Source organism: Legionella pelazae, assembly GCF_052527395.1.
Window position 1 is genome coordinate 1 of the sequence record NZ_JBNVZS010000012.1, and the last position, 21,632, is coordinate 21,632.

Sequence of the window (21,632 nt, forward strand, 5' to 3'; positions counted from 1 at the left end):
AGTTGTAATTATAGAGAAAAAAGCTATAATGCTTGCTCTATAAAAAATTATGCTGGCGTAGCTCAGTTGGTAGAGCAACTGACTTGTAATCAGTAGGTCCTGGGTTCGATTCCTAGTGCCAGCACCATATGAAAGTATAAGCGTGCTTTAGTTTATGCACGCTTTTTTTATGGTTTTTGTTTTAGTAGTAAATACTCCAAAGCAATTAAGATCATGAAAAAACTGTGGAATTTTAAAAGCAGTCAGTAATCAAAGCACAACTGTCTTTTAGTTTAAGCTAGTCCTCACACTATTGTACTTGACATTAGTCTTTACGTGAAAGAAAATGGCGTTCATTTTGGAGGGGTTCCCGAGCGGTCAAAGGGATCAGACTGTAAATCTGACGGCTCAGCCTTCGAAGGTTCGAATCCTTCCCCCTCCACCAGTTACGAAGAAGTAATAGACAAGCGGGTGTAGTTCAATGGTAGAACTTCAGCCTTCCAAGCTGATAGCGTGGGTTCGATTCCCATCACCCGCTCCAAATTTGTTTGTCAAAACTTCAAACCCAGTCTGATGCTTGAAAGCCCACATAGCTCAGGCGGTAGAGCACTTCCTTGGTAAGGAAGAGGTCACTGGTTCGAGTCCAGTTGTGGGCACCATAATTATGAACTTTCTAAGGGGAGATTTTCCGATGGCGAAGGAAAAGTTTGAACGTAAAAAGCCACACGTGAATGTGGGTACGATTGGCCACGTTGACCATGGTAAAACGACGCTGACGGCAGCGATTACAACGATTATGGCCAAGAAGTTTGGTGGTACAGCAAAGGCTTATGATCAAATTGATGCAGCGCCAGAAGAGCGGGAGCGCGGTATTACGATTTCAACAGCGCATGTTGAATATGAGTCAGCCAATCGCCATTATGCACATGTTGATTGCCCAGGGCATGCCGATTATGTGAAGAACATGATTACCGGTGCTGCGCAAATGGATGGTGCTATTTTAGTTGTTTCTGCAGCGGATGGTCCAATGCCTCAAACTCGCGAGCATATTCTTTTGTCTCGTCAAGTAGGTGTGCCTTACATAGTTGTTTTCTTAAATAAAGCGGACATGGTAGATGATGCCGAGCTTTTAGAGCTTGTGGAGATGGAAGTACGTGATTTATTAAGCAGCTATGAGTTTCCTGGTGATGACATTCCAATTGTGACGGGGTCTGCCTTAAAAGCACTGGAAGGCGATACCAGTGAGATTGGTGTACCTGCGATTGAGAAGCTGATTGATACGATGGATTCTTACATTCCTGAGCCTGTTCGTAACATTGATAAGAGCTTCTTGTTACCGATTGAAGACGTGTTTTCAATTTCAGGTCGTGGAACTGTTGTGACCGGTCGAATTGAGAGCGGTATTATCAAAGTGGGTGAAGAAGTTGAGATTGTCGGTATTCGTGATACTCAAAAAACCACTTGTACGGGTGTTGAGATGTTCCGCAAACTGCTTGATGAAGGTCGTGCAGGGGATAACGTGGGTATCTTATTACGTGGTACAAAACGTGATGAAGTGGAGCGTGGCCAGGTACTAGCAAAACCCGGTACTATCAAGCCTCATACTAAATTTGAAGCGGAAGTGTATGTGCTCTCCAAAGATGAAGGCGGTCGTCATACACCCTTTTTCAATGGTTATCGCCCACAGTTTTATTTCAGAACCACTGACGTAACCGGCTCTTGTGACCTCCCTGAAGGGGTTGAAATGGTGATGCCAGGTGATAATGTTCAATTGACTGTACATCTGCACTCGCCAATTGCAATGGATGAAGGTTTACGCTTCGCTATTCGTGAAGGCGGTCGAACTGTCGGTGCTGGTGTCGTTGCAAAAATTATTGAGTAAGTATGTCGAATGTGAGATAGTAACGTCTCACATTCAATTGTGTTGTTAAGTTAGGCCAGTAGCTCAATTGGCAGAGCGGCGGTCTCCAAAACCGCAGGTTGGGGGTTCGATTCCCTCCTGGCCTGCCAAAAACCATAAAAGTATGAAAAATTCAGCAAATTCTAAAAGTAATTTTAAAGACATTGGTTTGTGGGCAGGAGTAGCAATAGTAACGATTGCTGCATTTCTGTGTACTTATTATTTTAACTTTTCAGCACCTATTAAGGCTATTATCTGGATCGCCTGGTTTATATTAGTTGCTCTTCTAGCCTATTTTACTACTGTAGGACGTCAAGCTTTTGCTTTCGCTATTGAAGCAAAAATTGAGCTACTAAAAGTAGTATGGCCTACACGCCAGGAAACTATTCAGACTACATCAATCGTTATGATTATGGTTGCAGTAACAGGTTTTATTCTTTGGGCAATTGATTCTGGTATGATGTGGGCAATTGCTAAAATAACTCATTTAGGTTGACAGACGTGGAAGAGCAGAAATCAAAACAGTGGTATGTAGTTCATGCCTACTCAGGCTACGAAAACTTTGTTATGCGTGAGATTAAGGCACGTGCCGAGCAGCATGAGATGCAAGATAAAATAGGTGAGGTCATTGTTCCTTCCGAAGAAGTAGTTGAAATGCGTGCTGGTCAAAAACGTAAAAGTACCCGCAAATTTTATCCTGGTTATGTACTAGTAAATATGATCATGGATGACAAAACATGGCATATGATTCGTAAAATTCCTCGTGTTTTAGGTTTCATTGGTGGAACAGGTCAAACGCCAACACCGATATCTGACAAGGAAGCATCTGCTATACTTCAACGTATTGAAGATGGTGTTACTAAACCTAGACCTAAAATACTCTTTGAACCAGGTGAAGTTGTACGAGTTAAAGAAGGTCCATTTGTTGACTTTAATGGCGTAGTTGAAGAAGTTAATTATGAAAAGAATAGACTACGCGTTGCAGTTCTCATCTTTGGTCGCTCAACGCCAGTAGAGCTAGAATTTAGTCAAGTAGAAAAAACTTAATTAATTTCCTAATTTTTTAAACCTATTTAATTTTATTTAACTAGCTTAAGGGTTAGAATTAAATAATTTTGAACTGGTTTAATATATTGTGATATAATGTTGCATTTTGTAATCGGGGAGCTTGATAACTCATTTCAAGGTTATTGGGCGCTAGCTAACCCATCGAGGAGTCCTAAATGGCTAAAAAAGTAGAAGCATACATAAAATTGCAGATCCCTGCAGGCAAGGCGAATCCTAGTCCACCAGTTGGTCCTGCTCTAGGTCAGCGTGGTGTCAATATTATGGAGTTTTGTAAGGCTTTTAATGCTGCAACTCAAAATTTAGAGGCAGGATTACCTACACCTGTTGTAATAACAGTCTATAATGATAGAAGTTTCACCTTTGTGACTAAAACTCCGCCAGCATCTGTCTTAATTAAGAAAGCTGCTGGTATTCAAAGTGGTAGTGGAAACCCTAATACTAAAAAGGTGGGTAAGATTACACGTGCCCAAGCTGAAGAAATTGCCAAAACAAAAGAACCAGATCTCACAGCAGCTTCATTGGATGCAGCAGTTCAATGCATTATCGGAACTGCAAGGAGTATGGGTGTTGAAGTTGAAGGCGTGGAGTAAGAGATTATTATGGCTAAATTAAGTAAAAAGCAGCAAAAAATACGCGAAAAGGTTAAGACGAATTATCTTTATCCTGCTCCTGAAGCAATTGATATTATTAAAGAATTTGCAAGTTCAAAATTTGAAGAAAGTGTTGATATTAGTGTTAATTTAGGTGTTGATCCTCGTAAATCAGACCAAGTTGTGCGTACTTCAACTAACTTACCCAAGGGTACAGGTAAAAAAGTTAGAGTTGCAGTCTTTGCACAAGGCGAAAATGCAACAAAAGCTAAAGACGCGGGTGCCGATGTTGTTGGTTTCGAAGATTTAGCAGAGCAGATTAAAGCAGGTGAATTAAACTTTGATGTAGTCATTGCAACGCCTGACGCTATGCGAATTGTTGGTCAATTAGGTCAAATTTTAGGGCCAAGAGGTTTAATGCCAAATCCTAAAGTCGGAACTGTAACCATGAACGTTGAAGCTGCAGTTACAGATGCTAAAGCTGGTCAGGTTCGTTATCGTACCGATAAAAATGGTATAATTCATTGTACAGTAGGTAAAGTTCATTTCTCAGCAGAAGATTTAATAGAAAATATTGCTGCCTTAGTTGCTGACTTAAAGAAAGCAAAACCTGCGTCGTCAAAAGGCGTTTATCTTAAGAAAATTACACTTTCATCTACTATGGGGCCAGGGTTACCTATTGATCTTGCATCAATACCTGTGTAACATACAACGCCCTTAAATCCGCTTTCACGGCATAGACATGGTTCGATGCCGTCGAAGACCGCAGGCGCTAATTAAGTTAGCTTAATCTCCTGCGCAGACGGTGAACCGGCTTCGGTATTTACCTTAGACGGCCACCATAACTGTCAAATCATTTTGATTTGAACAACTAAGGAGGTCATTAACGTGACGATAACTTTAGCTGCAAAAAAAGCCGTTGTTGAGGAGGTAACAGAAGTTGCTTCTAAGGCTGTATCGGCTGTAGTTGCTGATTATCGCGGTTTGACTGTGAATCAAATGACTCAATTACGAACGGAGGCTCGAAAGTCAGGCGTTTATTTACGTGTTGTTCGTAACACCCTTACTCGTCGTGCTTTCGAAAACACTCAGTTTTCTTGCCTAAGCGATAAATTGGTTGGCCCTTTGTTTATAGCACTTTCGCTAGAGGCCCCAAGCGATGCGGCACGTTTACTAAAAGAGTTCGTAAAGACATTTGAAAAGCTTGAAATCAAAGCATTATCTGTAGGCGGCCAAGTCTACGACCCAAGTCAACTTGAAGCGGTCGCTAGCTTACCTACACGTGATGAAGCATTAGCTAAGCTGATGTATGTGATGAAAGCACCAGTAGAGAAATTTGTTCGTACTCTTGCAGAGCCTCATGCCAAATTGGTTAGAACACTTGCTGCAATTAAAGAGCAAAAAGAACAAACTGCGTAATCTAATATAATTTATTAACTAGGAGCTAGAAATGGCTGTTTCAAAAAATGAGATTCTTGACACTATCTCAAACATGACTGTTATGGAAGTGGTAGAGCTTATCGAAGCAATGGAAGAAAAATTTAATGTTTCTGCAGCTGCTGCAGCTGTTGCTGTTGCTGGTCCTGCTGCTGCTACTACTGCCGCCGCGGAAGAAAAAACTGAATTTAACGTAGTTATGACTAACTTTGGTTCTAACAAAGTAGGCGTAATTAAAGTTATTCGTACAATTACAGGTCTTGGCTTAAAAGAAGCTAAAGACTTAGTTGAAGGTGCTCCGTCTACTGTGAAAGAAGGGGTATCAAAAGAAGAAGCGGCTGATATCAAAAAACAACTCGAAGAAGCTGGCGCTACTGTCGAAGTTAAGTAATATTGTTATAATTTTTGAAACCCGGCCATGTTTACATGGCTGGGTTTATGTGTTTGATATTATCAATAATTTACAGAGGAATCACCATGGCCACTGCAAAAGCTACCCCTCAATACTATTCCCATGCTGAGCAAAAACGATTTCGCAAAAGCTTTGGTAGGCAGGCTGATAAAATGGCTATTCCCAACCTGCTTGATATTCAGCTGAAATCTTATGCAGATTTTTTAAAGGCTGATTCAAATTCAAATTTATACCAGAATACAGGTCTCCATGCAGCCTTTTTGTCGGTTTTCCCTATACACAGCTTTTCAGGTAACGCAAGACTTGAGTATGTAAGTTATAAGTTAGGCGAACCTGCATTTGATGTACGTGAATGTAAATTACGTGGTTTAACTTATTCAGCACCCCTACGAGTCAAAATTAGACTTGTTGTCTTAGATAAAGATACTCCAGGCGAGCCAAAACCAATTAAAGATATACGTGAACAAGACGTATTTATGGGCGAAATCCCTTTAATGACCGATGTAGGTACTTTTGTAATTAATGGTACAGAGCGGGTAGTGGTTTCTCAATTACATCGATCTCCTGGTGTGATATTTGAGCATGATCGTGGTAAGACTCATTCATCAGGAAAATTATTATACTCAGCTAGGATTATTCCCTATCGTGGTTCTTGGTTAGACTTTGAATTTGATCCTAAAGATTGCGTTTTCGTAAGAATTGATCGCCGACGTAAGTTGCCTGTTACTATTTTACTTCGTGCTCTGGGTTATGAAGTCGAAGAAATACTTGCTGAATTTTTTGAAACGACGGCTTGTACCTTAAGAAATGGTGAATTTCATATTAATTTAATTCCTTCACGACTACGTGGAGAAATTGCCTCTTTTAACATTCATGTGCCTGATACAAATGAATTAATTGTGGAACAAGGTCGTCGCATTACAGCTCGCCATATTCGATTAATGGAAAAGAGCAATATGCAAGATCTCGTTGTGCCACGTGATTATTTAGTTGGTAAAGTACTTGCAAAAAATATTATTAATACTGATACAGGGGAAATGTTAGCGCAAGCTAATGATGAAGTAACCTCTGAGTTACTTGATCAACTAGCCGAACAGGGCATTTTAACCTTCTATATGATTTATACCAATGATTTGGATCACGGTTCTTATATTTCCGATACCTTAAAAATTGATCCTACTACGAATCAATTAGAAGCATTGGTTGAAATTTATCGCATGATGCGTCCAGGTGAGCCACCTACAAAAGAAGCAGCCGAAGCACTCTTTAAGAACTTATTCTTCGCCGAAGATCGCTATGATCTTTCTGCTGTAGGCCGTATGAAGTTTAACCGTCGAGTAGGTCGAAAAGAAGATACAGGCCCTGGTACGCTTACTAAAGAGGATATTCTTGCTGTTATCAAGACACTTATCGATATTCGTAACGGTATCGGTATGGTGGATGACATTGATCATTTAGGTAATCGCCGGGTAAGAAGTGTTGGCGAGATGGCTGAAAATCAATTTAGAGTTGGATTAGTTCGTGTAGAACGTGCCGTTAAGGAACGTTTAAGCCTTGTAGAATCAGAAAACTTAATGCCGCAAGATTTAATTAATGCCAAACCTGTTTCAGCGGCTATTAAAGAATTCTTTGGTTCAAGCCAACTTTCTCAATTTATGGATCAAGTTAACCCTCTCTCGGGTGTGACTCATAAACGCCGAGTCTCAGCATTAGGCCCTGGTGGTTTAACACGCGAGCGCGCAGGCTTTGAGGTCCGGGACGTACACACAACACACTATGGCCGTGTATGTCCAATTGAAACCCCTGAAGGTCCAAATATTGGTTTGATTAATTCTTTATCCGTATATGCCCGTACCAATGATTATGGGTTCATTGAAACGCCATGTCGCAAAGTAGTCAACGGCCGAGTCACTGATGAAATTGAGTATTTATCTGCGATTGAGGAAGTTGATCAGTATATTGCTCAATCAACAGTGGCTGTTGATGAAAAGGGTAATATTACTGCTGATTTAGTGCCATGTAGACATCAGAATGAGTTTTCATTAACTACGCCTGATAAGATTAACTATATGGACGTTTCACCCAAGCAAATTGTGTCAGTAGCTGCTTCATTAATTCCTTTTCTTGAGCATGATGATGCGAATCGGGCTTTGATGGGTTCAAACATGCAACGACAAGCTGTGCCGACGTTGCGTTCTGAAAAACCGTTAGTTGGAACAGGTATGGAACGTACGGTAGCTTCTGACTCCGGCGTATCCGTGGTTGCTAAACGTGGTGGCGTTATTGATTTAGTAGATGCTTCAAGAATTGTAGTTCGCGTAAATGATGAAGAGACAAGCGCTGGCGAAACTGGCGTAGACATCTATAATTTAACTAAGTACTTCCGTTCCAACCAGGACACTTGTATTAATCAGCGTCCAATTGTGGCGAAAGGTGACAAGATACGTCGTGGCGATGTACTGGCTGATGGCCCTTGTACAGACATGGGTGAGTTAGCTTTAGGTCAAAACCTGCTTGTAGCCTTTATGCCTTGGAATGGTTATAACTTTGAGGATTCTATATTAATTTCAGAAAGAATTGTTCAAGAGGAGCGGTTTACAACTATCCATATCGAAGAACTAACTTGTATAGCACGTGATACCAAATTAGGCACTGAAGAAATTACCGCAGATATTCCTAATGTTGGTGAATCGGCCTTAGCAAGCCTTGATGAGTCTGGCGTGGTTTATATTGGTGCAGAAGTTAGTGCTGGGGATATTTTAGTCGGTAAAGTAACGCCAAAAGGTGAAACACAGCTTACCCCGGAAGAAAAATTATTACGTGCTATTTTTGGTGAGAAAGCGTCAGACGTGAAAGACTCGTCTCTGCGTGTTCCTTCTGGTATGAATGGTACAGTAATTGATGTACAGGTATTTACGCGCGATGGTCTTGAGAAAGATGAGCGGGCAAAAAGTATCGAAGAAGAACATTTAGCACGTGTACGAAAAGACTTAATTGATGAGCGACGTATTCGTGAAGAAGACATTTATCATCGCGTGTTTAATTTATTGCTAGATAAGCCCGCTACAGGCGGTCCAGGCAAGATTAAAGCGGGCAATATCATCTCGGCAGATTACCTAAATTCAATGACTAGAGAGAAATGGTTTGATATTCGCGTTGACGACGATGCAGTAAGCCAACAATTAGAGCAGCTTTCTAAGCAGCTTGAATTGTTGAGTAAAGAAATGGAAAAGCGTTTCAGTGATAGTCGTAAAAAGATAGTTCAAGGTGATGATTTAGCGCCTGGCGTGTTGAAGATTGTCAAAGTTTATCTTGCTGTCAAACGTCGTATTCAGCCAGGTGATAAAATGGCAGGACGACATGGAAATAAAGGGGTGATCTCTATTGTTGTCCCTGTTGAAGATATGCCTTATATGGAAGATGGTACAGCCGTAGATATTGTGTTAAATCCGTTAGGTGTGCCGTCTCGAATGAATATTGGCCAAGTTTTAGAGACCCATTTAGGTCTTGCAGCAAAAGGGTTAGGTAATCGAATTGCCAACTTAATTAATGAGGAGCGACCTCTTAAAGAGATACGCAGCTTCTTAAATGAGATTTATAACCATGATGGAACACAGCGAGTAAGTTTAGATGCTCTAAATGATAGTCAATTAAAATTACTGGCTGATAATCTGCGCAATGGTGTACCGATGGCAACGCCGGTATTTGATGGCGCCACAGAAGCTGAAATTAAATCAATGTTAGAACTTGCTGGTCTGCCAGCTGATGGTAAAACAACATTAATTGATGGACGGACTGGTCGCAAATTTGATAACCCAGTAACGGTTGGTTACATGTATATGCTAAAGCTCAACCACTTAGTTGATGACAAAATGCATGCTCGTTCTACTGGATCTTACAGCCTTGTAACCCAGCAACCATTGGGCGGTAAAGCACAATTTGGTGGTCAGCGGTTTGGGGAAATGGAAGTTTGGGCGCTTGAAGCATATGGTGCTGCTTATACGTTACAAGAAATGTTAACAGTTAAATCAGACGATGTCGGAGGACGAACTAAGATCTATAAAAATATAGTTGATGGTGATCATCGTATGGATCCTGGAATGCCTGAATCCTTTAATGTGTTGTTAAAAGAGATTCGTGCTCTGGGTATTGATATTGAATTAGACCATGACTAATTACTCAGTGATGTATTCTGACAACTAATTTTTGGAGGCATAGATTTGGCTACTCTAAGCGGTAATCCCATGAGAAAAGCACCGGTAATGAGTGACTTACTAGGTATTCTTAAACAGCAAGGTCAAAGTGAAGAATTTGACGCAATTAAAATTGCACTGGCTTCGCCTGATTTAATACGTTCTTGGTCGTATGGTGAAGTAAAGAAACCGGAAACGATCAATTATCGGACCTTTAAACCAGAGCGTGATGGTTTATTTTGTGCAAAAACATTTGGACCTATTAAGGATTATGAGTGCTTATGTGGAAAATATAAGCGCTTAAAACACCGTGGTGTCATTTGTGAAAAGTGTGGTGTCGAGCTTGCGTTAGCAAAAGTACGACGTGAGCGGATGGGGCATATTGAACTAGCGAGCCCTGTAGCTCATATATGGTTCTTAAAGTCATTACCATCTCGAATTGGTTTACTACTTGATATGACATTAAGAGATATCGAGCGCGTTCTCTATTTTGAGGCGTTCGTTGTCGTTGATCCTGGAATGACAGAGTTAGAGCGTAGGCAACTGTTAAATGACGAAGCCTACCTAGAAGCGATGGAAGAATACGGTGATGAGTTTGACGCGCGGATGGGTGCTGAAGCAATTCGTGAACTGCTTCGTCAAATTGATTTAGAAGAAGAAATTAAATCTCTGCGTGAAGAGTTACCGTTAACCAATTCTGAAACAAAGGTTAAGAAAATTACTAAACGGCTAAAATTACTAGAAGCCTTTTATGAATCAGGTAATAAACCCGAATGGATGATTATGGATGTATTACCGGTTTTACCGCCGGATTTACGTCCGTTAGTACCTCTTGACGGTGGGCGTTTTGCAACATCTGATTTAAATGATTTATATCGTCGAGTTATTAACCGCAATAATCGTTTAAAACGCTTATTAGATCTTAATGCGCCCGATATTATTGTTCGCAATGAAAAGCGTATGCTACAAGAATCGGTTGACGCTTTACTCGATAATGGCCGCCGTGGTCGTGCAATTACTGGTACTAATAAGCGACCTTTAAAATCTTTAGCAGATATGATTAAAGGAAAACAGGGTCGTTTTCGTCAAAATCTGCTGGGTAAGCGTGTTGATTACTCGGGTCGTTCAGTTATTGTTGTTGGGCCTACTTTACGCCTACATCAATGCGGTTTGCCAAAGAAAATGGCACTAGAGCTCTTTAAACCGTTTATTTTCAGTAAACTAGAATTTAGAGGCTTAGCGACTACCATTAAAGCGGCTAAGAAGATGGTAGAAAGAGAAGAGCCTGTTGTTTGGGATATTCTGGAAGATGTTATTCGAGAGCATCCTATCTTATTAAATCGTGCACCAACCTTACACCGCTTAGGCATTCAAGCGTTTGAGCCCGTACTAATTGAAGGAAAGGCTATTCAGCTACATCCTCTTGTTTGTACAGCTTATAATGCTGATTTCGACGGTGACCAAATGGCCGTGCATATTCCGCTTACTTTGGAAGCACAGTTAGAAGCTCGTTCTTTAATGATGTCGACTAACAATATTTTATCGCCAGCCAGTGGTGAGCCAATTATTGTACCTAGTCAGGACGTTGTTTTAGGGCTTTACTATTTAACTCGTGAGCGTGTTAATGCTAAGGGTGAAGGTAAGTTTTTTGCTAGTGCACAAGAAGCACAGAATTTTTATGAAGCGGGTCTCATTGATTTACATGCCAAAGTTAAACTTCGCATTCCTGTTGACATAGAAGAAGAGGAAAGTGGCGATGAAGGTGAGGGCGAAGGTGGTGAAAGACGGCTTAAGTATGAGCTTGTAGAAACTACTGTAGGCCGTGGCATCTTAGCAGATATCTTGCCAAGAGGTATGTCATTCGACCAAATTAATCGTCCGATGACGAAAAAGGCAATATCTAAAGTAGTAGACAGTTGTTATCGTAAATTTGGCTTGAAAGAGACAGTTATCTTTGCTGACCAACTCATGTATATGGGCTTTAAATTTGCAACCCGAGCCGGCGCTTCCATTGGTATCGAAGACATGGAGATACCAGAAGATAAAGCTACAATTATCGAGCAAGCAGATAATGAAGTACGAGAAATCGAATCACAGTATCGTTCAGGTTTGGTAACAAACGGTGAGCGCTATAATAAAGTTATCGATATATGGTCACGTACAAATGAAATGGTTGCCAAATCGATGATGACCCGTATTGCGACGGAAGAAGTGGTTGATAATAATGGAAAAACTGTAAGGCAAGCTTCATTTAACCCGATCTTTATGATGGCGGATTCAGGAGCGCGGGGATCTGCTGCTCAGATTCGCCAGTTAGCAGGTATGCGGGGATTGATGGCCGCTCCAGACGGTTCAATCATTGAAACACCGATTACCGCGAATTTCCGGGAAGGTCTAAATGTTTTCCAATACTTTATTTCGACCCACGGTGCCCGTAAAGGTTTAGCAGATACTGCATTAAAGACAGCTAACTCCGGTTATTTAACTCGACGCTTAGTTGACGTTGCTCAAGATGTAGTAATTACCGAAGATGATTGTGGTACTGATCAAGGTATCCTCATGCAACCATTAATTGAAGGAGGGGATATCGTCGAGCCTCTGCATGAGCGAGTTTTAGGCCGTGTTGTTGCTAAAGATGTCTTTATTCCAAACCAAAGCGAACCTATTGTGATGGCAGGCACTCTGTTAGATGAAGAGTTAGTTGAAAAACTTGAACGCCACAGTGTTGATCAAGTACTTGTCCGCTCGCCAATTGAATGTAGAACGCGTTTTGGACTCTGCGCTAAATGTTATGGACGCGATCTAGCAAGAGGTCACTTAGTTAATACAGGTGAAGCTGTTGGTATTATTGCAGCTCAGTCAATTGGTGAACCTGGTACTCAGTTAACCATGAGAACCTTCCACATTGGTGGCGCGGCTTCACGAGCAACTGCAGCTAATAATATTCAAATTAAGAATAAGGGTGTTATTCGTTTACATAATATTAAAACAGTAACGCATGCAAATGGTAACCTTGTTGCTGTATCGCGTTCAGGGGAAGTGTCCATTGTTGATGATTTTGGCCGTGAAAGAGAAAGATACAAACTGCCTTATGGAGCCGTGTTGACTGTACAAGATAACACAGCTGTTGAAGCAGGTCAGATCATTGCAAGTTGGGATCCACATACCCATCCTGTTATCTCTGAAGTGAGTGGGCGATTGAAATTTATTGACCTTATTGAAGGTATAACGATGAATCGTCAAACTGACGAAATTACAGGCTTAAGTAATATAGTGGTAACTGATGCGAAACAGCGAAGTGCGCTAGGCCGAGACATGCGTCCAATGGTGAAGTTAGTATCGGATAATGGTGAAGATATTTTCTTAGCTGGCACAAACGTAGCAGCACAATATTACTTGCCAGTCGATGCAATCATTAACTTTGAGGATGGTAGTGAAGTAGGTATAGGGGATGTTATTGCCCGTATACCACAAGAGCGTTCTAAGACTCGCGATATTACCGGAGGCTTACCTCGAGTAGCTGACTTGTTTGAAGCGCGTAAACCTAAAGATGCTGCTGTAATGGCTGAAATTTCAGGTATAGTAAACTTTGGTAAGGAAACAAAAGGTAAGCGTCGTTTGATTATTACTGAATCAGAGGATAAATCACATGAAGAGCTTATTCCTAAATGGCGCCATATATCAGTATTTGAAGGTGAGCATGTCGAGCGTGGTGAGATTATAGCTGAAGGACCATTAAATCCACATGATATCTTACGATTGTTAGGTGTAGGCGCATTAGCAAATTATATTGTCAATGAAGTACAAGATGTTTATCGATTACAAGGCGTAAAAATTAATGATAAACACATTGAAACGATTGTTCGGCAAATGCTACGTAAGCGTGTAATTACCTATGCTGGAGATTCAAAATTCCTAGCTGGTGAGCAAGTTGAGGAAAGCGTGATGTTGCAGGAAAATGATAAACTTGCAACCGCAGGTAAGGAATTAGCAAGAGGAACGCCAATATTGCTAGGTATTACTAAAGCTTCTTTAGCAACAGAATCCTTTATCTCTGCTGCATCCTTCCAAGAAACAACTCGCGTACTAACTGAAGCAGCGGTTAGTGGAAAGGTGGATGATTTGCGTGGGTTAAAAGAAAACGTTATGGTTGGTCGTCTAATTCCCGCAGGAACTGGATATACCTATCATCAAAAGCGAAAAGCTAAACGTGCAAAAGCGGTAGGAAATGAGCATAATACGCATACAGTGACTGCTAGTGATGTCGAACATGCGCTTAGCGAAGCATTGAATGCTGACAATCATGATCATTAATTCGGATTAAACTATAGCAGATTTGCTTGACAAATCTGCTATCCCTATATAGAATCCGGCCTCCTTATGCATTCGAAATATGACCAAAAAAATTCGGAGTTAAGAATAAATGGCTACTATTAACCAGTTAGTAAGAAAGCCTCGGGTACACGCAAAAAAGAAAAGTAATGTCCCTGCGCTAGAATCATGTCCCCAACGTCGTGGCGTATGCACACGTGTCTATACAACTACGCCCAAAAAACCTAACTCAGCAATGCGTAAGGTAACTCGTGTTCGGCTCACAAATGGTTTTGAAGTAACTTCCTATATTGGTGGTGAGGGACACAATTTACAAGAGCACTCTGTTGTGCTGATTCGAGGTGGTCGTGTTAAGGATTTGCCTGGTGTGCGCTATCATACTATTCGTGGAAGCCTAGATACCTCGGGTGTAAATGATCGTAAGCAAGGACGTTCTAAATACGGAACGAAGAAGCCTAAAGATAAGAAATAATTTGATGGTAGGAATGTGAAATGCCCAGAAGAAGAGAAGTCCCTAAACGCGAAATTTTGCCTGATCCAAAATACCATAGTGAATTATTGGCAAAATTTATTAACGTATTAATGGTAAGTGGTAAAAAATCAACCGCTGAGAAAATCATATACGGTGCATTAGCGCTATTAGCTGATCGAGTTAAGAAAGCGAGAAAGCATGAGGAAGAGGGTAGTGAGAGTGGCAGTGCTACTGGCACAAATCTCGTATTAAGATACTTTGAGCAAGCGCTCGATAACGTTAGACCTACTGTTGAAGTTCGCTCAAGACGCGTAGGTGGTGCGACTTATCAAGTCCCAGTTGAAGTTCGTACAGATCGAAGTATTGCCTTAGGTATGCGTTGGATCGTTCAAGCTGCTCGTTCACGTGGTGAAAAAGGTATGATGCTACGTTTAGCAGGCGAATTAATGGATGCCTATGAAAATAAAGGCTCTGCCGCTAAAAAACGCGAAGATACACATAAAATGGCTAAAGCTAACCAAGCTTTTGCACATTTTAGATGGAATTAAGAGAGGTAATCCGTGTCTACTCCATTAGAACTTTACAGAAATATTGGTATTGCGGCTCATGTTGACGCCGGTAAAACGACAACAACAGAGCGCGTCTTATTCTATACAGGTATGTCCCATAAAATTGGTGAGGTGCATGATGGCGCTGCGACAATGGACTGGATGGTTCAGGAGCAAGAGCGCGGTATTACCATTACTTCTGCGGCAACCACTTGCTACTGGCAAGGTATGGATAAGCAATATCCTAAACATCGCATCAATATTATTGATACTCCAGGCCACGTAGATTTTATGATTGAAGTAGAGCGTTCTCTACGCGTTCTTGATGGTGCTATTGTTGTATTCGATGCTGTATCGGGTGTTGAGCCTCAATCAGAAACGGTTTGGCGTCAAGCTGATAAATATGGTGTGCCCAGGATTGTTTTCGTAAACAAGATGGACCGTATGGGGGCAAATTTTCTACGTGTAGTGAGTCAAATTAAGCAGCGCCTTGGATCAAATCCTGTTGTTTTACAGCTGCCAATTGGTTCAGAAGATGCTTTTGTTGGGGTAATCGATTTAATTAAAATGAAAGCGATTCACTGGGACGAAGCAAGTAAAGGTATGTCCTTTGAATACAAAGATATTCCGGCTGAAATGTTACCGCAATGTGAAGAATATCGAGCTAAAATTATTGAAGCTGCAGCTGAAGCAACTGAAGAGTTGATGGAGAAATATTTAGAAGGCGAGGAATTTAACGAAAAAGAAATGAAAGATGCCCTTCGTCATCTTACTGTGACCAATAAGATTGTCCCTGTATTTTGTGGATCAGCTTTCAAAAATAAAGGTGTTCAAGCGGTATTGGATGGTGTTGTGGACTATCTTCCATCACCAATCGATGTTCCTGCCATTAAAGGTCATGATGATGACGGCAATGAAGTTAACCGTAAAACCTCTTATGATGAGCCTTTCTCAGCACTAGCCTTTAAGATTGCAACCGATCCTTTTGTTGGTACGTTAACCTATTTCCGTGCTTATTCAGGCGTACTTAAAAGCGGCGATACCGTTTTTAATTCCGTCAAAGGTAAAAAAGAGCGTATTGGTCGTATATTGCAAATGCATGCTAATTCTCGTGAAGAAATTAAAGAAGTACGAGCGGGAGATATTGCAGCAGCAGTAGGACTTAAAACTGTAACTACTGGTGATACACTGTGTGATATTGATAAACCAGTTATACTTGAGCGCATGGATTTTCCGGACCCGGTAATTGCAGTAGCTGTGGAACCTAAAACTAAGGCTGACCAAGAAAAAATGGGAATTGCTTTAGGTAAATTAGCGCAGGAAGATCCTTCTTTCCGAGTTCATACAGATGAAGAATCTGGCCAAACAATTATTCAAGGTATGGGTGAGCTTCACTTAGAGATTATTGTTGATCGCATGAAGCGAGAATTTAATGTTGAAGCAAATGTTGGTAAGCCGCAAGTAGCTTATCGAGAAACAATTAAGCAGGCAGTTGAGCAAGAAGGCAAATTCGTACGCCAATCAGGTGGTCGCGGTCAGTATGGTCATGTATGGCTTAAGATTGAGCCTCAAGAGCAAGGCAAGGGATATGAGTTTGTTAATGCTATCGTCGGTGGTGTGATACCAAAAGAGTATATTCCAGCAGTAGATAAAGGTGTTCAGGAACAATTACAAAATGGTGTTATTGCTGGCTATCCTGTTGTTGATGTAAAAGTAACTCTATTTGATGGTTCATATCATGAAGTGGACTCAAGTGAAATGGCATTTAAAATTGCCGGTTCACAGTGCTTCAAGCAAGGTGCTCTTAAAGCAAAACCAGTTCTTCTTGAACCAATAATGAGTGTTGAAGTTGTAACTCCTGAAGACTATATGGGCGATGTGATGGGTGACTTAAATCGCCGCAGGGGTATGGTACAAGGTATGGAAGATTCACCCGCTGGTAAGATAATTCGAGCAGAAGTTCCTTTAGCTGAAATGTTTGGCTATGCAACCGATGTCCGTTCTATTAGCCAGGGCCGTGGAACATTTTCTATGGAATTTGCACGATACGCTGAAGCGCCTTCGAATATTGCTGAAGCGATAATTAAGAAACAATAAGTTACGAGGTATTGAAATGGCGAAGGAAAAGTTTGAACGTAAAAAGCCACACGTGAATGTGGGTACGATTGGCCACGTTGACCATGGTAAAACGACGCTGACGGCAGCGATTACAACGATTATGGCCAAGAAGTTTGGTGGTACAGCAAAGGCTTATGATCAAATTGATGCAGCGCCAGAAGAGCGGGAGCGCGGTATTACGATTTCAACAGCGCATGTTGAATATGAGTCAGCCAATCGCCATTATGCACATGTTGATTGCCCAGGGCATGCCGATTATGTGAAGAACATGATTACCGGTGCTGCGCAAATGGATGGTGCTATTTTAGTTGTTTCTGCAGCGGATGGTCCAATGCCTCAAACTCGCGAGCATATTCTTTTGTCTCGTCAAGTAGGTGTGCCTTACATAGTTGTTTTCTTAAATAAAGCGGACATGGTAGATGATGCCGAGCTTTTAGAGCTTGTGGAGATGGAAGTACGTGATTTATTAAGCAGCTATGAGTTTCCTGGTGATGACATTCCAATTGTGACGGGGTCTGCCTTAAAAGCACTGGAAGGCGATACCAGTGAGATTGGTGTACCTGCGATTGAGAAGCTGATTGATACGATGGATTCTTACATTCCTGAGCCTGTTCGTAACATTGATAAGAGCTTCTTGTTACCGATTGAAGACGTGTTTTCAATTTCAGGTCGTGGAACTGTTGTGACCGGTCGAATTGAGAGCGGTATTATCAAAGTGGGTGAAGAAGTTGAGATTGTCGGTATTCGTGATACTCAAAAAACCACTTGTACGGGTGTTGAGATGTTCCGCAAACTGCTTGATGAAGGTCGTGCAGGGGATAACGTGGGTATCTTATTACGTGGTACAAAACGTGATGAAGTGGAGCGTGGCCAGGTACTAGCAAAACCCGGTACTATCAAGCCTCATACTAAATTTGAAGCGGAAGTGTATGTGCTCTCCAAAGATGAAGGCGGTCGTCATACACCCTTTTTCAATGGTTATCGCCCACAGTTTTATTTCAGAACCACTGACGTAACCGGCTCTTGTGACCTCCCTGAAGGGGTTGAAATGGTGATGCCAGGTGATAATGTTCAATTGACTGTACATCTGCACTCGCCAATTGCAATGGATGAAGGTTTACGCTTCGCTATTCGTGAAGGCGGTCGAACTGTCGGTGCTGGTGTCGTTGCAAAAATTATTGAGTGAGCAAGATGAGTAACAATCAAAATATTAAAATTCGCTTAAAGTCCTTTGATCATCGTTTAATCGATACATCGACTCGCGAAATTGTAGAAACAGCAAAGCGTACAGGGGCTCAGATTAGAGGCCCCATTCCCCTTCCTATTAAAAAGGAAAAATTTACAGTATTGATTTCACCACATGTTAATAAAGATGCGCGTGATCAATACGAATTACGAACCCATAAACGTCTAGTAGTAATCGTTCATCCAACTGAGAAAACAGTGGATGCCTTAATGAAACTAGACCTAGCTGCCGGGGTCGATGTTCAGATAAGTCTAGATGATGAGTAATCATTACAAGGCAATGGATACTAAAGAGGTATTACTATGACGACATTAGGGTTAATTGGCAGAAAGGTAGGCATGACACGCGTCTTTACAGATGCTGGCGTTTCTATACCTGTTTCCGTAGTAGAGGTACTACCCAATCGAATTTCTCAGTTAAAAACTTTAGAAAATGATGGCTATATTGCTATTCAACTAACTGCAGGTGAGAAAAAAGCTAGTCGAGTTAGCAAACCACTTACCGGACATTTCGCAAAAGCAAAAATTGATGCAGGCGATACGGTAGGGGAATTCATTGTAGAATCAATTGATGAATTTCAAGCAGGCCAGGTTATTAATATTTCAGATGTATTTACAAATGGTCAATTTGTAGACGTTTGTGGAACGTCAAAAGGTAAAGGTTTTGCTGGTACCGTAAAACGCCACAATTTCCGTACTCAAGATGCTACACATGGTAACTCTAGATCTCATAGAGTGCCGGGCTCTATCGGTCAAAATCAGACACCTGGTAGGGTATTTAAAGGCAAAAAGATGGCTGGTCATATGGGTAATGCTCGTTGTACCACACAGAATTTAGAGTTAGTACGCGTTGATGCAAAACGAAACTTACTACTCATTAAGGGTGCGATTCCTGGTTGCCCAGGTTCTAAGGTGCGCGTAACACCAGCTGTTAAAAAGCAAGCAAGGGGAGAATAATGGAACTGACTACTAAAGATACCAATACTTCCTTAAAGGTGAGCGAGCAGGTTTTTGATTACAATTATAATGAAGGTTTAATTCATCAAGCAGTTGTAACTTTCATGAATAATGCCCGCAGTGGTAATAGTGCGCAAAAAACTCGTGCAGAAGTAAGAGGCGGCGGCAAGAAGCCTTGGAATCAAAAAGGAACAGGCAGAGCTCGTGCAGGAACTATCCGCAGTCCACTTTGGCGTAGTGGTGGTGTAACTTTTGCCTCTAAAAAGAGAGATTATAGCCAAAAATTAAATAAAAAAATGTACAAAAGGGCATTACGTAGTATAATCTCTGAACTTTATCGCAATGGTAACCTAATTGTTGTTGATGATTTCCAATGTAACTCACATAAGACAAAAGATTTTATTGCGAAGGTAAAAGAATTTGAGCTCACTAACGCATTAATTGTAATGGATGAAATAGGTGAACAGGAATATTTAGGTTCACGCAATTTAGCTGAGTTTGATATTTGTGATGTTATATCTGTAGATCCTGTAAATTTACTACGATTTGAAAAGGTAGTTATGACTAGTGGCGCAGTTAAGCGACTTGAGGAGTTATTACAATGAATGCTGAACACATTATAATGGTTCTGCGTGAGCCCCATACTTCTGAAAAGTCTACAATAATGGCTGAAAAATTTAAGCAATTTACCTTTAAAGTGTTGCCTACAGCGACTAAGTCAGAGATCAAAAAAGCAGTAGAACAGATGTTTAACGTCAAAGTTAAAAGTGTGTCAGTAATAAATGTTCCTGGAAAGCAGAAACGTTTTAGACAATTACAAGGTAAAAGAAGTGATTGGAAAAAAGCTTATGTTTCTCTGCAGGAAAATTATGATATTGACTTTAGCTTGGCAGAATAAGGCAGATTAAGATGGCTCTTTTAAAATCTAAACCCACCTCACCGGGTAAGCGTGGTGAGTTAAAGGTTGTACATCATAATATTCACAAAGGACAACCACATGCCGCTTTAGTTGAGAAATTGAATAAAACTGGCGGACGTAATAACTCTGGCCGCATCACAGTTCGCCATATTGGTGGCGGAGTTCGATGCAAATATAGACTCATCGATTTTAAACGTAATAAAGATGGTATTGAAGCCAAAGTTGAACGCTTAGAATATGATCCTAATCGTTCGGCCCTGATTGCCCTTATTGTGTATAAAGATGGGGAACGACGTTATATTATTGCTCCGTCTAATTTAGAAGTTGGTGCTGTTGTTGTAAGTGGTGAAGATGCGCCTATTAGTGTAGGCAATTGCCTCCCTCTTCGTAATGTTCCTGTCGGAACTACTATTCATTGTGTAGAATTAAAGCCTGGCAAAGGTGCACAGCTTTTACGTAGCGCAGGATGTAGTGGCCAGATAGTTGCTAAAGAAGGTGCATACGCCACATTAAAATTACGCTCTGGTGAAATGCGAAAAGTATTAACCTCATGTCGTGCGGTAATTGGTGAAGTTAGCAACAGCGAGCATAGCTTACGTAGCCTTGGAAAAGCCGGTGCTAAACGTTGGCGCGGTATTAGGCCGACTGTTCGAGGGGTAGCTATGAATCCAGTTGATCATCCTCATGGAGGGGGAGAGGGAAGAACTTCAGGCGGACGTCATCCTGTAACACCGTGGGGTGTACCTACCAAAGGGTATAAAACTCGGAGCAATAAGCGAACTGATCGCTTTATTGTAAGACGACGCAAAAAGAAATAATTAGTTAAGAGGATATTAAGGTGCCACGTTCCATAAGAAAAGGTCCATTTATAGATCGACACTTATTAAAGAAAATAGAATTGGCGAATCAGACAAAGTCTAAGAAACCAATAAAAACTTGGTCTAGACGTTCGACAATAATTCCTGAAATGATTGAACATACAATTGCTGTTCATAATGGTAAAGTGCATGTTCCTGTCTATATTACTGATAATATGGTCGGTCACAAATTAGGTGAGTTTGCTATGACTCGAACATTTAAAGGGCATTCTGGTGACAGAAAGGCTAAAGGTAAATAAGAGGTCATGATGGAAGTTACAGCTAAATTAAGTAATGCACCTCTATCTGCCCAAAAAGGTAGATTGATTGCGGATTTAATTCGTGGTCTAAGTGTTTCAAGTGCACTTGATGTATTGCGCTTCACACCTAAAAAGGGTGCGAAATATATGTTAAAATTATTAGAATCAGCGATTGCTAATGCTGAAAATAATAATGGTGCTGATATAGACGAACTAAAAGTTGGAACTGTCTGTGTGGATGAGGCTGCTACTTTTAAAAGAATTAGTCCACGTGCCAAGGGAAGAGCTAATCGCATTTGCAAACGCAATTGCCACATTTTAATTAAAGTATCTGACGGGGTATAG

20 protein-coding genes and 5 tRNA genes are annotated in these 21,632 nt (G+C 41.0%); all 25 read left to right on the plus strand.

Annotated elements, in window-relative coordinates; all coding sequences use genetic code 11:
* The first annotated feature begins 51 nt into the window (after positions 1-51).
* The 25 genes from ACQUW5_RS11645 to rplV all read left to right on the plus strand — a co-directional run bounded on the left by ACQUW5_RS11645 (position 52) and on the right by rplV (position 21,632).
* Positions 52-127, plus strand: a tRNA-Thr gene (locus ACQUW5_RS11645).
* A 212-nt stretch (positions 128-339) separates the two neighbouring features.
* Positions 340-424 (plus strand) — tRNA-Tyr (locus ACQUW5_RS11650).
* Positions 425-446: 22 nt separating this feature from the next.
* Positions 447-520: transfer RNA gene (locus ACQUW5_RS11655), tRNA-Gly, on the plus strand.
* A gap of 42 nt (positions 521-562) precedes the next feature.
* Positions 563-638: transfer RNA gene (locus tag ACQUW5_RS11660), tRNA-Thr, on the plus strand.
* 32 nt (positions 639-670) lie between these two features.
* Positions 671-1,861, plus strand: coding sequence for an elongation factor Tu (gene tuf, locus ACQUW5_RS11665; protein WP_444991429.1), 1,191 nt, complete (start codon positions 671-673; stop codon positions 1,859-1,861).
* A gap of 52 nt (positions 1,862-1,913) precedes the next feature.
* Positions 1,914-1,989, plus strand: a tRNA-Trp gene (locus ACQUW5_RS11670).
* A 14-nt stretch (positions 1,990-2,003) separates the two neighbouring features.
* Positions 2,004-2,375: a preprotein translocase subunit SecE gene (gene secE, locus ACQUW5_RS11675; RefSeq protein WP_444991430.1), complete on the plus strand. Its 372-nt coding sequence runs from the start codon at positions 2,004-2,006 to the stop codon at positions 2,373-2,375.
* A gap of 5 nt (positions 2,376-2,380) precedes the next feature.
* On the plus strand, positions 2,381-2,926 hold the full coding sequence (gene nusG / locus ACQUW5_RS11680) for a transcription termination/antitermination protein NusG (protein WP_444991431.1): 546 nt from the start codon (positions 2,381-2,383) through the stop codon (positions 2,924-2,926).
* A 176-nt stretch (positions 2,927-3,102) separates the two neighbouring features.
* On the plus strand, positions 3,103-3,537 hold the full coding sequence (rplK, locus tag ACQUW5_RS11685) for a 50S ribosomal protein L11 (protein ID WP_444991432.1): 435 nt from the start codon (positions 3,103-3,105) through the stop codon (positions 3,535-3,537).
* A 9-nt stretch (positions 3,538-3,546) separates the two neighbouring features.
* Entirely contained in the window at positions 3,547-4,242 is a 696-nt protein-coding gene (gene rplA, locus ACQUW5_RS11690; protein ID WP_444991433.1) for a 50S ribosomal protein L1, read from the plus strand.
* Between the two features lie 183 nt (positions 4,243-4,425).
* Complete coding sequence (gene rplJ / locus ACQUW5_RS11695; protein ID WP_444991434.1) at positions 4,426-4,956, plus strand: 50S ribosomal protein L10; 531 nt, start codon at positions 4,426-4,428, stop codon at positions 4,954-4,956.
* Between the two features lie 31 nt (positions 4,957-4,987).
* Positions 4,988-5,365, plus strand: a complete 378-nt coding sequence (gene rplL, locus ACQUW5_RS11700) for a 50S ribosomal protein L7/L12 (RefSeq protein ID WP_444991435.1) — start codon at positions 4,988-4,990, stop codon at positions 5,363-5,365.
* An 86-nt stretch (positions 5,366-5,451) separates the two neighbouring features.
* Complete coding sequence (gene rpoB, locus ACQUW5_RS11705) at positions 5,452-9,561, plus strand: DNA-directed RNA polymerase subunit beta (protein WP_444991436.1); 4,110 nt, start codon at positions 5,452-5,454, stop codon at positions 9,559-9,561.
* A gap of 87 nt (positions 9,562-9,648) precedes the next feature.
* Entirely contained in the window at positions 9,649-13,893 is a 4,245-nt protein-coding gene (gene rpoC / locus ACQUW5_RS11710) for a DNA-directed RNA polymerase subunit beta' (RefSeq protein WP_444991529.1), read from the plus strand.
* Positions 13,894-14,002: 109 nt separating this feature from the next.
* The gene (gene rpsL, locus ACQUW5_RS11715) at positions 14,003-14,383 is read left to right on the plus strand and encodes a 30S ribosomal protein S12 (protein ID WP_131784064.1); all 381 of its coding nucleotides are present in this window, start codon (positions 14,003-14,005) and stop codon (positions 14,381-14,383) included.
* Between the two features lie 20 nt (positions 14,384-14,403).
* Positions 14,404-14,931 carry a 30S ribosomal protein S7 gene (gene rpsG, locus ACQUW5_RS11720; RefSeq protein ID WP_444991437.1) on the plus strand — a complete coding sequence of 176 codons (528 nt, stop codon included), beginning with the start codon at positions 14,404-14,406 and terminating at the stop codon, positions 14,929-14,931.
* A gap of 12 nt (positions 14,932-14,943) precedes the next feature.
* Positions 14,944-17,028 carry an elongation factor G gene (gene fusA / locus ACQUW5_RS11725; RefSeq protein WP_444991438.1) on the plus strand — a complete coding sequence of 695 codons (2,085 nt, stop codon included), beginning with the start codon at positions 14,944-14,946 and terminating at the stop codon, positions 17,026-17,028.
* A gap of 16 nt (positions 17,029-17,044) precedes the next feature.
* Positions 17,045-18,235 (plus strand): elongation factor Tu, encoded by a 1,191-nt coding sequence (tuf, locus tag ACQUW5_RS11730; RefSeq protein WP_444991429.1) that lies wholly within the window; start codon positions 17,045-17,047, stop codon positions 18,233-18,235.
* Positions 18,236-18,240: 5 nt separating this feature from the next.
* On the plus strand, positions 18,241-18,561 hold the full coding sequence (rpsJ, locus tag ACQUW5_RS11735) for a 30S ribosomal protein S10 (RefSeq protein ID WP_115329912.1): 321 nt from the start codon (positions 18,241-18,243) through the stop codon (positions 18,559-18,561).
* A gap of 36 nt (positions 18,562-18,597) precedes the next feature.
* Positions 18,598-19,251, plus strand: a complete 654-nt coding sequence (rplC, locus tag ACQUW5_RS11740; protein ID WP_444991439.1) for a 50S ribosomal protein L3 — start codon at positions 18,598-18,600, stop codon at positions 19,249-19,251.
* Positions 19,251-19,856, plus strand: a complete 606-nt coding sequence (gene rplD / locus ACQUW5_RS11745) for a 50S ribosomal protein L4 (RefSeq protein ID WP_444991440.1) — start codon at positions 19,251-19,253, stop codon at positions 19,854-19,856. Before rplC ends, rplD begins: the two co-directional genes overlap by 1 nt.
* A complete protein-coding gene (rplW, locus tag ACQUW5_RS11750; protein ID WP_444991441.1) occupies positions 19,853-20,149 on the plus strand; it encodes a 50S ribosomal protein L23 in 297 nt (98 codons plus the stop codon). Before rplD ends, rplW begins: the two co-directional genes overlap by 4 nt.
* Before the next feature lie 11 nt (positions 20,150-20,160).
* Positions 20,161-20,988, plus strand: a complete 828-nt coding sequence (gene rplB, locus ACQUW5_RS11755) for a 50S ribosomal protein L2 (protein WP_444991442.1) — start codon at positions 20,161-20,163, stop codon at positions 20,986-20,988.
* Positions 20,989-21,008: 20 nt separating this feature from the next.
* A complete protein-coding gene (gene rpsS / locus ACQUW5_RS11760; protein ID WP_115329923.1) occupies positions 21,009-21,287 on the plus strand; it encodes a 30S ribosomal protein S19 in 279 nt (92 codons plus the stop codon).
* Between the two features lie 9 nt (positions 21,288-21,296).
* A complete protein-coding gene (gene rplV / locus ACQUW5_RS11765) occupies positions 21,297-21,632 on the plus strand; it encodes a 50S ribosomal protein L22 (protein ID WP_444991530.1) in 336 nt (111 codons plus the stop codon).